We start from the raw sequence: 13,788 nt of genomic DNA on the forward strand, positions 1-13,788 counted from the left end.
GAAGATTTGCGGCGGTCATGGCCAGGGTGAGACGCCCGGTCCCATTCCGAACCCGGAAGCTAAGGCCCTGCACGGCGATGGTACTGCACCCGACAGGGTGTGGGAGAGTAGCACGCCGCCGCATCCACACGATTGATTGACCTCGGTCGAGCAGTACGCTCCCGAGGTCAATCTTTTATACCCACCCCGCGGTTGCCGCGAAACGGTTATGATGGCTCGTGGACCAGGTGGACGGACAGGAAAGGATGACAAGGCCGCGATGAACGACGAACCGCATGAGCTGTCTCCGGAATCCGAAATCCTTGACGGCTTGCCCTACGTCGACCTGTGGTCCGATCTCGACGCCGTCGTCTGCTGGTTCAAGGAACACGGACGTTCCGACGACAATCCGTTCCATATCACCGAGCTCCCCGATCAACCCGATGACGTGCGACAGGCCATCGGCCGGCTCAACGGACTCACCATGGACGACCTCATGCCCGACGAGCTCATCGACTTCGACGAACAGGACATCGCTGACAACACTGAACTTGACGGCGGGTTCCACGATTCGTTCGGCACCGCCATCGAATACGCGATCTCCTCGTTCGACGAACGCGACTACAGCATCTTCGAACAACGCTTCATGCGCGAACAACCGGTACCCATGGATCAGGTGGGCGAACGGTTCGGCGTCTCACGAGAACGCATCCGACAGATCGAAGGACAACTGCGCCAACGCATCGAATCCGTATTCAAGGAGTTCGGCATCGAAGCGCGCATCGACGCGCTGTTCACCGAGCGCACGCCGTTCATGCGGCTCGACCAGGCCAACAAGGCGGTGCCCGAACTGGGGGAGAGCCTGCCGGGCGTGCAGATACCGGACCTGTGGGTGATCCGCAGCTTCACCCGGCGACGATTCGAGATCCTAGACGGATGGATCGCCTCCCCGACGGTCGAAGCCGCCAGAAAAGCGTTCCAGGAGACGATGGCGTCCATCGCCGACGGACGCGGCATCGTGCCGGCGGCCGGATTCGCCGCATGGACGAACCGGTACGCCGGCGACAGATCGTCCGAGACGATGCACGAATGGGCCGTATACTGCGGGTTCATGTTCCATGAGGGCGACCTCATCCTCGGCCGCACGCAGAAAAGCCGTGCCGAAGCCATACTGGACATCGAAGGCCGGCCCATGTCCACCGACGAGCTGATCGCGCTCGTCGAACCGGACGCGGAGGTCCGCACGTTCAAGAAGATGCTGTATTCGAACGATGCGATCATGCGCGTCGACTCCCACCAGTGGGGATTGCGATCCTGGGGGATGAAGGAGTTCGTCTCCATCCGCAGGGCCGTCGAGGACCTGATTCGCGAGCATGGCGGCACGGTGCCGTATCAGGAGATGATCGACGAGGTGTCGCGGACCTGTTCGGTGTCCGCGAGCGGCGTGGCCTCGAGGGCCGCACGTTCCCCGTTCGTCGTCGCAGACGGCACGGTCAGGCTGGAATCCAGCCACGACGCGACAGCGTAGGCGGGCTTGTGCGGCGGTGATGCCGAAAAGCCGTTTCCGTCACCGTGGAACGACGGCGTAGCCTTCGGATTCCAGCAGTTTCGATGGCGCATGTCGCAACGCGGACGTGGTCTTGGCTCACTAGTCATAAGTACAGGCAGTCCGAGAATGCAATGGTTATTGCGTATTGTCGGCACGAGATTTCCGATGAAGACGTTGCGTCGCTTCGAGATTACCCTTGACCAGCGGAACCGGGTATTTGCGCCGGGTCTTCTCAAGCTTGTCAAGGACGATTTCGTCCATGTCGACGTCAAGTTCATCGGCCATCATGATGCAGTAGGTGAGTACGTCGGCAAGTTCCTCTGCGGCATGGTCTTGTTCTTCGGAAGTGCCCGGTTCCGCCCATTGGTAGCATTCCAGCAGCTCCGCTGCCTCGATGCATATGGATTTGGCCAGATTGTCCGGGGTGTGGAACTGTTCCCAGTCCCGTTCCCGTGAGAAGGCTCGAACGGCTTGGATGACATGGTCACTGATCATGCGAGCCATTGTAGTGACGTTGCAGGGCATCGTTCGGGAAGTCGCCATCCAAGGAGCGTCATAATGATGGTATGGGAATCGACCGCAAACCGATCATCATCAATTTGCCGTATGGCGATAACAGCAAGGAAGCTTTCGAACAAGCCCTTGAACGCAGACTTCCCGCGGACGAGGAAGGAACGGACAAGACGTCTCCTCTTTATGACGGGACATTGCCGCTGCTGAAATATGTCGTCGCATATCCTACGGTCTATGTGGTGTATGCGAACAAACTCAATCGGTATTCGCATAAGTCTGAATACACTGCATACATCGGCGAGACCAATGACATCATTCATCGGACAGCCCAGCATCTCACGGCCGATGCCAGAACCCGCGATGATTGGTCGGACATAGCCGAAACGGTCCGACGCAAACCCGACGCATACCACCAATACGTCATTTCTCATCCATACTTCAACAAATCGTTGACATTGGACGTCGAGAACCGTCTCATGCATTACCTATCCAGTGCCGAGTCGGTCACCAAACTGAACAACCGTCGTACGAACGCACAAGGGGACTACTACACGTCAGAATGGTTTGATTCGATTTTCTCCCAAATCTGGTTGGAACTGCATCATGAGGATCCGGATCTGTTCCCCGCCGAGGAGATCATCCGTGACTCCGCGCTGTTCAAGGCATCGCCGTTTCATCGGCTGAGCGAGGAACAGCTCGATGCGGAGGAAGCCATCCTCAATCGTCTCGTTGCGCTGGTAGATGCAAAGAGGACCGAGTCGGCGTATGAACGTGAACATCCTACGCCGCGGATCATCTTTGTCCAAGGTGCGGCCGGCACAGGTAAAACGGTGCTGCTCAGTCACCTGTTCTATCGAATCGCCACGGAACTCGGGATGGATGATGATGCTTCTTCCGCTGGTGACTTCGGCGGGGAAGAGTCCGATGCGAAGCGCCTCAAGTCGTATATCGTGGTGAACCACAAGGAACAGGTCCACGTGTACAATCAAATCGCCACGAAATTGGGATTGCAGAAAAAGTCCGGGGACGTGGTGCTGCTGCCGAGCCAATTCATCAACAGGTTCAGCGAGACCAACGAACATGGCCGCGGTTTGACTGACCGCCCGCGCGGCATGGCGGACATCGTCCTCATCGATGAGGCCCATCTGCTGGCCACGCAGGGCAATCAAGGTTATTCGGGCAAGAATCAACTGTATGACATCGCGCGACGAGCCAGAATAGTTGTCGCCGTGTTCGATCCCCATCAGATACTGCAGTCAAGACAACAGTGGCATCCAGAGGTGCTGGAACGTTTGTTCCCGAATGGCATGCTATTCGCTGGCGAGGTCTCCGCGCAGGACGGGAACTTGGATGACTCCCTCGATGTCCAGCTTGGTGCCGAGGATGGGCTTCCCAGCATCGATGTCGGCGTTTCGCACATACGATTGCGTCGGCAGTTCCGGATGGCCGCCAGCGAGCCGGTCATCCGGTGGATTGACGATTTTGCGGCGGGACGCGGCATCGGAATACTGCCGATCGACGCAGGGGAGCATGACGTGCAAGGAAACCTTTTGCGTAAGCCTTATGAAGTGAAGGTATTCGATTCGCCTATCGCGTTGTATGACGCCATCAAGCGCAAGGCCGAAATGCCGAGCGGCGGATGGAACGGGGTGGGGCTGTCCCGTCTCTTGGCCACTTACGATTGGCCGTATTCCTCCGCCACGAAGAACGCGAAGGATGCGAATGGCTACTGGAATGTGGACCTTCATCGCGTATCAGACGGTCGATGGATCATGGGGATACCGACATCGGACGATTCCACACCGGAGCATGTCTTCAGCAAACCGTGGAACTACCAGATTCCAGATCCCAATCCCAAGCGGATCGACAAGGATCTGGCGTGGGCCGAGAAGCCGTATACCCTCGACGAGGTAGGTTCGATTTTCACCATCCAAGGCTTCGACCTGAACTATGCGGGTGTCATCATCGGACCATCGGTGAAATACCGGGATGGACGCATCATCTTCGACGCATCGGCCAGCGCGAACTACCTTGCCACCAACAAGCGCAAGGATCTGGGGGACTTCTCCCAAGACAACCTCCGCAATGAACTTAACGTTCTGCTCAAACGCGGCGTGCATGGTTTGTACCTGTTCGCGGTGGATGAGCAATTGCAGCAACGGCTCAGGAAATGCTGCGATATGGCCCGGTCCGAACCTACTCTGTAATGTGCATCATCGCCGGAGGCGGCCTCAAGAATGGTACGCAACCTGCGGTTGCTGCGGTCGGGCCGTCGTGTACCGGTAATCCGTGGTACGCAACACCGCCGAAGCAACCTGCGCGGTCGCGTACCACGGGACGCTGGCACACAAGTGGAGCCAAGTCCACGCATTGAAAACCAATGGCGCGTGTGGAACTATCCGACGAGCCCCCAGTCGGAGACATAAGAGAGAATAATCGGCGGGGCGGCTCCCGCCACATGGCAATAATGATTCGGAATAAAACGGTGGCCGTGGATGGATAACGATTCGTGGCAACCGCCTGCAAGGGGGACAATGCCATGTCCGCGAACACCATATCACACCGTTTATGCGGTCGCATAGGCGGTGTGACGCTGTGAAGATAGTCTGGCACTACTCCAGTGATGCTCCGAACAGGGCGAGCACATCGTCTCCGGCGCGATTCGTCACGGTCTTGCCCATGGCATCGGAGATGAGACCCAACAACGCCTTGGCACGTTCGACGAAGTACGAGCGGAAGTCATCCTGCCGCATCGCATCCACGTCCACAAGATGCGTGGTCAGGAAACGATCGAGATCCTCTCGGGTCACATGACCGTCCCGCTCGATCTTGCCCATATAGGAGCTGGGGGCCGTGCCTCCCACCACGCGGTTCGTATGCGCGGTGATGGCTGTCTTGTTGACGATGGAGTTCCACTGGCGACGGTCATACCCCATCTTCTGACAATAGGCAGCCGGGAAGATGTGGTGGATGTCCACCGACTGCTCGGTGAAATTCACGAAGTCCATCGCCTGACCGGTCATGAAATCGACCGCGCCATGCCGGAGTATGAGCGCCATGATGCCCTTGTATGCGGCGCTCTGACGGGTCTGCAAGGTGAGTAGCCGGGTCGGCTGGAAGTATGCGCGGGCGACGGTATCAGGCTCGTTCCCGCCGTCAAGCCATGCCATGACCCCGGTGACGTCGGCGGCATATCGCGTCTCATTGGCACCGCCGTACATCTCGCCCAAAACGCCGCACCAATACCAGCGGGTGAGCTTCGATTTCACTGTCGAATCCTGCGCTCGCGATCCCAGCAGGGCGAACAGGGCCGACAATGGAATGAGTTGGCTGGAATAAGGCAGGTCGCGGATCGTGAACACACGTTGTTCGTTGAGGAACCGGCTGGCGGCGATGAAGGCCTGTTCCAGTTCGTCCGCGTTGCTGGTGTAATCGTCCAGGGAGATGCTCAGCACGTCCTTCTTCTTGCAGCTGACGGCAGTGCCCTTCTTCACCCATGCACGGTATCTGGTCAACAGGGTGAGCGAGGTGAGGAAATCGGTTGCGGTGACGCCGCCGAGCAGCGATCGTTCGATGCGGCGCATCCTTTCCCGTCTTCCAAGGTTCTTCCCTCGGCCTTCCCAATCGCCGCGCAGATCATAGTCGTCGGCGGCGAAGGACGCCGTGACCAGTTCGAACACCGTCAGGGACACTCCGCCTGTGTTCACGTTCTCGAAGACCTGGCACACGGCTTCCTTGGGGGTCTCCTTCGCCAGCTGGATTACCGGCACCTTGTATTGCTGGATGGCGATTAGAACCTGCGCCTGGAACTCGTCCAGCAATTGCATCAGTTTGGGATTATACCCGTAATGGCTTCTGCATCCGTTCATCCAGTTGATCCATGCCATGTTGTCGAACACGATGTTCAACGGGAACAGCAGATGCTCGTATTCCTTTTCCGGTTCGCTGACGTCCAGATCGATGGTGCGGCCGAAATCCGAACGGATCTTCCGATCCTCCGGAACGGCCACAATGGCGTCGACCTTGTCGACGGAAACATCCAGACTCTTGCGGATATCCAGATAGTAGTACCGGTCGATCGCCTGACCCTTCTCATTGCGGGTAGGTACCGGAGTCTTGCAATAGAGGGCATTGAAGATGGATGTCAACCGTTGCTGTCCGTCAAGCACGAGCTGCTCGGGGGCACAATCCGCGTCGGAACCGGTGAACGGCCGATACTTGAAACGGACCGTATCCCCTCCGTATTCGAGAAACATCAAAGCGCCTACGGGGTAGGCGTTCATGATGCTTGCGATCAGCGACCTGATGCGGTAATCATCCCAGACCCATCCGCGTTGGAAATCCGGCAGCTGCACTTCGCCATCCGCGATCTGTCGGAGAATTTCCGACACCTGTACATCGTTGGACTTGAATGTTCCCGACATCCTTGCCTCCAATAGCGGTCTTCGAATCAGACGTTTCATTGCCCGAATTCAATGTGGAAGTGCAACGTCTGTCTTTGCTCGTCGTGTCTTCGATATTACCTCGCCGAGCCGGAGAACAGGTTCGGCGGCGCTCAGTCTTTCCCGTCATCCGAGGGCTTCGGTGCCTGCATGCGTCCTTGTTGCTCCATGCCCTTCTGGATGCCGAGGACGACGCGGATCGTGCCGATCGCATCGTAGAGCACGTCGCGCATGTACGTGGGGTCCTGTTCCTGCTCGACCCGCATCATCTCACGCTCCAACGCCTCGTCCGAATGGAACGCCGCGGCCTTCATGCGGGCCACGATGCCTGCGGCGAGCGTGTCCGCATCCGAATCGGCCGGCTCGTCATGCAGCTCGAACGGCGTGCCCGCCGGATCCGACGTGGCGAGCATCCGCGTCATCGCGGTCGCGCCGGCACCGCCCGGAACATGGCCCATCGCATCCAGCGCGGGCAGGATCGACAGACTCCGGTCGACGACGTCCTCACGGTGGAGCAAATCGTCCATGTCGGCGAGCGTCAGTTCGACGCCCTGATCGGCGAGCCGCTTCCTGATCGTGGCGACGATGATCATGGCGAGCATGGTGGCCTTGCCTTGGTCCGCATGCTCGTAGCGTTCCTTCATCGGATCCTTATCAGCGTTTTCTCTCATGTGCTCCGAGTGTAGCCGAGCGCGGCCGGCACCCGTCCCCGCCTGCGCGCCGATTTGATAATGTGCATCAGACAGGTGAAAACATGCTCTGTAATGTTACAAAACCCGGTCCGAACCTACTCTGTAATGTGCATCCTCGCCGGAGGCGACCTCAAGAATGGTACGTAACCTGTGATCGCGGCGGCCGGGCCGTCATGTACCGGTAATCCGGGGTACGCAATGCGTTTCCCGGTTCCTTTCCCGTCACGTACCAATCACCCCATGAGGCCCTGCTGTGCCGGGTGTTCTCGAAACGTTGGAATTCCAAGCTTTCCGCGGAATCCGCGAATGGTACGCAAGTGCAATCAGGTCATTCGCGCAGCTGCGTACCACAAGCCGCTGGTATGCAAACGCACATCTTCGCGTCATGGTGTCGCGTACCACGGATTCGTGGTACACAACACCGTCGGCAGCATTCCACACGGTTGTGTACCACGGGCATCGGCAAGCAAGCGGATTCGCCCGGAATATGTGAGGAGCCGGGGTTAGCAGCCCCGGCTCTCCCCACGGTGATTGATAGAATCGACCCCACCGGTCGGCACTTTGCCGACCTCATTCGAACATACCATCGCACGCCATCCGACACGGCGGACGGGCCACGTGCGTCATATCCCGAGACGAAAGTCCTCGCGGCGTACACTGGAGTGACCGCGGGACATCGTGTCACCGGAGACGTGGAAAGGCGGCGGCGATGGTGCTGGACCTGTACATCAAGCAGAAGGTGTTCTCCATAGGGGAGCGGTTCACCGTCACGGACGGCGCGGGCCGCGTCTGGTACACCGTGCGCGGCAGCGTGTTCGAACTGCCCAAGACGTTCCGTCTCCACGCCGGGCCGGATGAATCGTATCCGGAGGTCGCGTCCGTCACGAAGAAGACGTTCAGCTTCCTGCCGCACTTCAGCGTCATCATGGGCGGACGCGAGGTCGCCGCCATCGACAAGGAGTTCACGTTCTTCAAGGACCGGTACCGCATCGACGCCGCCGGCCTCGAGGTCGAAGGCGACTGGTGGGACATGGACTTCCAGGTGACGCGCGCCGGCACGCCCGTCGCGCGCATCAGCGAGCAATGGTTCACATGGGGCGATTCGTACAAGATCGCCGTATATGACGAGACGTACGCCACGCTCGTCATCGCCCTGGTCATCGCCATCGACTGCGTGAAGTCCGACGAACAGACCGCGGCCAACGCCGCCGCGATGTGACGTGACTCGATGGTGATGACTGCGGCCACCGACAGGCGACCGCAGTCACCACCGCGTGACGAATGCCGCCGTCAGCCGATGAACGCGATCGGCGCGGCCAGCTCCACGCCGGAGCCGTCGCGGCGCATGTCCGGCTTCGGCAGCTCCACTGGCGCGCCCGAATCGGTGGACGCGTTGAGCGGGTAGGAGCCCACCCATGCGAGGATCAGCGTGTTCTGTCCCTTGAGGAACCGCTGCGAACGCACGCCGCCCGTCGCACGGCCCTTCGTCGGATACATCTCCAACGGCGTCACCTTCGCCGAACCGTTCTCCGTACCGGGCAGCGCGTCCTCGTCGCCCGCCACGGTGAGCACCACCGCGCCGGACGCGGACGTGAGCCCGTTCTCACCCTCCTCGTACGTCCACGCCACCTTGCCGGCGCGCACCACCGCGAAGCACATCGCACGCGCGCCCTCCGCCAGGCGGATGCCGGCCATGCCGCCGGCCGTACGGCCCTGCGGGCGCACGTTGCCCGCCTCGAACGTGAGCAGGGAGGCGTCGGACGAGACGAACACCAGACGGTCCTCGTCCGCGCCGTCCGCCGCGGCGAGCACCTCGTCGCCCTCCTTCAGATCGATGACGGACCACGAGTCCATCGTGGTGGGCGCCTCACGGTTCCACCGCTTCACCACGCCGTTGCGCGTGCCGATCGCCAGCGGCGGCAGCGGCGCGGCGTCGCCGTCGCCGTCCTTGCCATCGCCTGCGGCCGCGTCCTTGCCGTCCTTGCCGTCCTTGCCGTCCGAGGCGTCCATCGCGACGGCGGCGACCACATGCTCGCCCGGAATCGGATCCGTGCTCTCCGTCATGCCGATCAGCTCGTCCGCCTGCACGCCGCCCGCCGTGCTCAACGTGGTGGAGGCGGGCAATGCCGGCAGGTCGGCCACATGGGCGAGCACCAGACGGCCCGCGGACGTGACCAGCGCGAACGTGGCGCGCGCCGACGTGCGGAAGATCGATGTGATCTGGTCGTCCACGGCACGCGCGTCGGAGACGGAACGCGATTCGAACACGTCCATCGCGGACGGCGACGTGCGTGCGATGAGACCCGTCGCGCTCATCATCACCGTGCACGGTTCGTCGTCGATCTGCAGGACGGCCGCGGCCGTCGCGTCCTCGCCGGCCTTCTTCGCGGCCGCGGTGGCCGCCGCCACGTCCGCCGCCGCGTTGGAGACGGTCGCGGCCGCACGCGCGGCCTCCAACGCCTCACGCGATCTCGCGGAATCGTCTCCCTTCGCGCTCACCGGCGTGAGCGCGCCGTCCGGACCCTCGTCCAGCAGCACGGTGCGGCGCGGCGTGCCGTACTTTTCCACCGTCTCGTCCATCTCCCGCACGACCACGCGGTCCAGTTCGTCCGCGGAGGCGAGGATGCGCTCCAGCTCCTCGATGCGCTTCTTCAGGTCGTCGCGCTCCGCCTCCAGTTCGATGCGGCTCATGCGCGTGAGCCTGCGCAGACGCAGGTCCAGGATGTACTGCGCCTGCACCTCGTCCAGGTCGAATACGGCCATGAGCCGGCTCTTCGCCGTATCCGCGTCGTCCGACGTGCGGATCACCTGGATGACCTCGTCGATGTCCACCATGGCGAGCAGCAGGCCCTCCACCAGGTGCAGACGCTCCAACGCCTTCGTGCGGCGGAACTCGCTGCGGCGGCGCACCACCACGCGGCGATGCTCCACCCACACCTCAAGCAGCTCCTTCAGCCCCATGGTGTGCGGACGTCCATCCACCAACGCCACGTTGTTGATGGTGAAGTTGTCCTGCAGCGGCGTGTGCTTGAACAGTTGCGCGAGCACCGCGTTCGGCTCGTAGCCCGTCTTGATCTCGATGACGATGCGCGTGCCGTTGTGACGGTCCGTCAGGTCGATGGCGCCGGTGATGCCGTCCAGTTTGCGGTTCTTCACGCCTTCGGAGATGCGTTCCAGCACGCGTTCCGGACCCACCATGAACGGCAGCTCCGTCACGACGATCGCCTTCTTGCGCGCCGTCACGTTCTCAATGTGCGTCTTCGAACGCGTGGTGAGCGTGCCGCGTCCCGTCTCGTACGCCTCGCGGATGCCGTCGCGTCCGATGATGATGCCGCCGCCCGGCCAGTCCGGGCCCGGCACGTAGCGCATGAGCTCCTCGAGCGTGGCGTCCGGATGCGCCATGAGATGCTTCGCCGCGGCGACCACCTCGCCCAGATTGTGCGTGGCCATGTTCGTGGCCATGCCCACGGCGATGCCGGAGCCGCCGTTGACCAGCAGGTTCGGGATGGCCGAGGGCAGCACCGTCGGCTCCTTGAGCTTGTTGTCGTAGTTCGGCGTGAAATCGACCGTGTCCTCGTCGATGTCCGCGTTCATCGCGAGGGCCGCCGGGCCGAGCCTCGCCTCCGTGTAACGCGAGGCGGCCGGGCCGTCGTCCAATGAGCCGAAGTTGCCGTGGCCGTCCACCAGCGGTAGGCGCATCGCGAACGGCTGCGCGAGACGCACCATCGCCTCGTAGATCGCGGAATCGCCGTGCGGGTGCAGCTTGCCCATCACCTCGCCCACCACGCGCGCCGACTTCATGTACGGACGGTCCGGCGTGAGGTTCATCTGGCCCATCTGATAGATGATGCGGCGCTGCACCGGCTTCAGACCGTCGCGCGCATCCGGCAGGGCGCGCGCGTAGATCACCGAATACGCGTATTCGAGGAACGATTTGCTCATCTCCTCGTTCAACGGCGTTTCGACGATATGCTCCTTCACCGTGCGAGGATCGTACGCGGCGACGGCGGACTTGCGATGTGATGCCATGTGACGGACTCCCTGGACGCTCTTGAAACCCGCATCATCCTAGCAGGCGGCCGCAACCGGGGCGTCCGGCCGCCGGCGGTCGTCCTCCGCCCGCCGCCTCCGCCGGCGTCCTCCTACTACTATGGGAAGGCATGAGTGTGGAAGTACCGGACATGAGGGAGCTCCTGCGGTTGGTCCCGACCGCGCGATACGGCGACTGGACGCCGGGGGAGGGGGCGCCCGCCCCGCGCGGCGGCGCGCTGCACTTGTCCGCCGTGCTTCCGGCCGTCTCCGCCGCCATAGGCCATCCGGTGGCCACGCGCGTCCACCACGATCCGGAGGCGCTGCGCCGCGCCCTGGGACTGCCCGAAGCCCGCGCCGCCATAGTCGTGCTCGTCGACGGCCTCGGTTTCTGGAACCTCGCCATGCGCGTGGGCCACGCGCCCTACCTGCGGTCCCTGCTGCGCGATTCCGCCAACGCCCGGCCCATCTCCACCTGCGCGCCCAGCACCACCGTGGCCGCGATGGCCGCATTCGGCACCGGCACCTGCCCGGGGTTGACCGGCATGGCCGGCTACACGCAGCTCGCGCCCGACGGCTCGCGTCTCGTGCAGCTCATCCAGTTCAAGGACCCGCTCGTGCCAAAGGACCCGGCCGGCAGGGTCGTCACCATCGTGGACCCGCACGACCTGCAGCGCGAACCCACCGTGTTCGAGCGTCTCGTGGAGCAGGACGTGCCGGTCGTCAGCTCCGGACTCGCGAAGTTCGACGGCTCCCCGCTCACCGAGGCGGCGCTGAGGGGCGGCCGCTACGTGTCCAACGTGCTGCCGGGCGAACGCGTCCAGGCCGCCGCGCAGGCCGTGCGGAAGGACGGCGGCCTCGCCTACCTGTACATCCGCGACGCGGACAAGACCGGGCACGCCTACGGCTGGGACTCCGACCGGTGGATCGGCGTGTTCGAACGCATCGACTCGCGGCTGGCGCAACTGCGCCGGGAGGCGCCAAAAGGCACGCTCATCGTCATCGTCGCCGACCACGGCATGGTCACGGCGGCGCCGGAATCACGCATCGACATCGCCGGCGATCCGGAGCTCACGCAGGACGTGAGACTGGTCGGGGGAGAGCCGCGCGCCCTGATGCTCTACGCCGAACGGGGCGCGGACCCCGTGGACATCGCCGCACGCTGGAGGAACCGGCTGGACGGGCTCGCACTGGTGCGCACGAAGGACGAGGCCATCGCCGACGGACTGTTCGGACCGGTGGACGGACGCGTCGAACCGATGCTCGGCGACGTCATCGTGCAGGCCATGCACGACGTCACCCTCGTCGACTCGCGCACCCAATCGGACAAGGCCACACGCCTGCCCAGCGTGCACGGCTCCCAGACCATGCTGGAAATGGACATCCCCTGCCTCATCGACATGGCGTGACGACGGCGGACACCATGTCGGCGGACGGCGTCACGTGACGTGACGGACCGTACCTATCGAACCCGTTCGCCGAACTCACTCGCCGAACAGGATCTCATCCCAACTGGGCACGGCCGAACGGCCGGAACGACGCTTCGGCGCCTTGCGCGGACGGTCGTCGCCCTCGGACGGGGTCTCGGCGGCTGGGGCCGCGCCGGCATCGGCCGGAACGGGCGTCGCATCCCCTTCGGACGTGACGGAAGCGGCGGGCGCGGCGGGGGCGCCCTGCGGGGAAGGCAACGACACGACGGGCCGGGCCAGCGGAATGTCGCCGGTCACCGCGGGGGAGAGCGGCGCGGCATCCGCGGCGTCCGGCCGCATCGGCGGCAGCGACGGCTCGGGCACCGGACCGGGAACGGTCCGGGCGGCCGCCAGGTCGACGGGGAACGTGGCCGGCGCGGCCGCGGGCGCATCCGCCGCACGGGACGCCCCGCCGCGGGAGACGGACGACGCCTCGGCCTTCGGGGTCAGCTCCTGCTCGCCGAGCAGCTTGCGGGCCGCGGCGTTGAGGCACACCACCGTGTTGTCATGCATGTTCCATGTCCACTCCGCATGCACCTTGCGTCCCGCGGACAGGAACTGCGCGATGATGTGCCACGGCTCATGCCCGCGGCGCGTGGCCGCCCACGTGAGCGTGGAACGGTCGATGCCCGCCATGTCCAACGTGGCGGCGATGAGCTCCTCCACGGTGCGCACCCGGCTGCCCTTCGGCGCCGGCACGCGCTTGAACTGCTCGATGGCGTACTGCTTCTCCGTCTGCACGGACGCGGAGAACCGGCGCACCAGCGCCTCCGCCAGACCATAACGTTCCGCCACCTTGGCCGGGTCCGCGCCCGCGCGAATCAGCTGCTGGATCTTCGAGATGGGCAGCGTGTCCGCGGCGCTCGGCTGCCGGACGTTCAGCTGCTCGAGACGGATCTGCTTCGCCTCCAGCATGGCGCGCTCCAACGTCTCGTCCACGGTGACGATGAAACGCTCCCCACCGGCCTCGAACACCAGGTCGCCCGCCTTGGAGACATGGTCGAGACGGGCGCCCCGTGGCGAAATATCAGGCATGCGTGCACCACTTTCCTGTGAATCCTGCTACTTATTCCAGTATGCCCCACGTGTCGAACTTTACGGGTATTTGAAATCGT

Annotated in this window: 9 protein-coding genes and 1 rRNA gene; 5 read left to right on the top strand and 5 right to left on the bottom strand. The window is 63.0% G+C overall.

From position 1 onward, the window contains the following. Window positions 1-7 precede the first annotated feature (7 nt). Window positions 8-124, top strand: a 5S ribosomal RNA gene (gene rrf, locus JS531_RS07720). Window positions 125-259: 135 nt separating this feature from the next. Beyond that, window positions 260-1,507: a sigma factor-like helix-turn-helix DNA-binding protein gene (locus JS531_RS07725; RefSeq protein ID WP_214314770.1), complete on the top strand. Its 1,248-nt coding sequence runs from the start codon at window positions 260-262 to the stop codon at window positions 1,505-1,507. A 156-nt stretch (window positions 1,508-1,663) separates the two neighbouring features. Here the strand turns inward: JS531_RS07725 and JS531_RS07730 are convergent, their stop codons facing one another. Next, window positions 1,664-2,023: a nucleotide pyrophosphohydrolase gene (locus JS531_RS07730; RefSeq protein WP_214314976.1), complete on the bottom strand. Its 360-nt coding sequence runs from the start codon at window positions 2,021-2,023 to the stop codon at window positions 1,664-1,666. A gap of 71 nt (window positions 2,024-2,094) precedes the next feature. On the opposite strand from JS531_RS07730, the gene JS531_RS07735 reads away from it, so the two are divergent. Beyond that, window positions 2,095-4,248, top strand: a complete 2,154-nt coding sequence (locus tag JS531_RS07735) for a DUF2075 domain-containing protein (RefSeq protein ID WP_214314778.1) — start codon at window positions 2,095-2,097, stop codon at window positions 4,246-4,248. A 405-nt stretch (window positions 4,249-4,653) separates the two neighbouring features. Here the strand turns inward: JS531_RS07735 and JS531_RS07740 are convergent, their stop codons facing one another. Together JS531_RS07740 and JS531_RS07745 are read right to left on the bottom strand one after the other, a co-directional pair. After that, window positions 4,654-6,504, bottom strand: coding sequence for a DUF262 domain-containing protein (locus tag JS531_RS07740; protein ID WP_240542109.1), 1,851 nt, complete (start codon window positions 6,502-6,504; stop codon window positions 4,654-4,656). A 92-nt stretch (window positions 6,505-6,596) separates the two neighbouring features. After that, window positions 6,597-7,154, bottom strand: a complete 558-nt coding sequence (locus JS531_RS07745; RefSeq protein WP_214314780.1) for a hypothetical protein — start codon at window positions 7,152-7,154, stop codon at window positions 6,597-6,599. Between the two features lie 730 nt (window positions 7,155-7,884). Here JS531_RS07745 and JS531_RS07750 point away from each other — a divergent pair. Continuing rightward, window positions 7,885-8,394: an LURP-one-related family protein gene (locus JS531_RS07750; RefSeq protein ID WP_214314782.1), complete on the top strand. Its 510-nt coding sequence runs from the start codon at window positions 7,885-7,887 to the stop codon at window positions 8,392-8,394. A 71-nt stretch (window positions 8,395-8,465) separates the two neighbouring features. On the opposite strand, the gene JS531_RS07755 is transcribed toward JS531_RS07750, so the two are convergent. Continuing rightward, window positions 8,466-11,204 carry a DNA topoisomerase IV subunit A gene (locus JS531_RS07755; protein WP_214314784.1) on the bottom strand — a complete coding sequence of 913 codons (2,739 nt, stop codon included), beginning with the start codon at window positions 11,202-11,204 and terminating at the stop codon, window positions 8,466-8,468. A 131-nt stretch (window positions 11,205-11,335) separates the two neighbouring features. Here JS531_RS07755 and JS531_RS07760 point away from each other — a divergent pair, with 131 nt between their 5' ends. Next, window positions 11,336-12,613, top strand: coding sequence for an alkaline phosphatase family protein (locus JS531_RS07760; RefSeq protein WP_214314786.1), 1,278 nt, complete (start codon window positions 11,336-11,338; stop codon window positions 12,611-12,613). A 75-nt stretch (window positions 12,614-12,688) separates the two neighbouring features. Here the strand turns inward: JS531_RS07760 and sepH are convergent, their stop codons facing one another. Further along, a complete protein-coding gene (sepH, locus tag JS531_RS07765; RefSeq protein WP_214314788.1) occupies window positions 12,689-13,708 on the bottom strand; it encodes a septation protein SepH in 1,020 nt (339 codons plus the stop codon). Between the last annotated feature and the right edge of the window lie 80 nt (window positions 13,709-13,788).

The organism is Bifidobacterium sp. CP2, assembly GCF_018555635.1.
Taxonomy (GTDB): Bacteria; Actinomycetota; Actinomycetes; order Actinomycetales; family Bifidobacteriaceae; genus Bifidobacterium; species Bifidobacterium saguinibicoloris.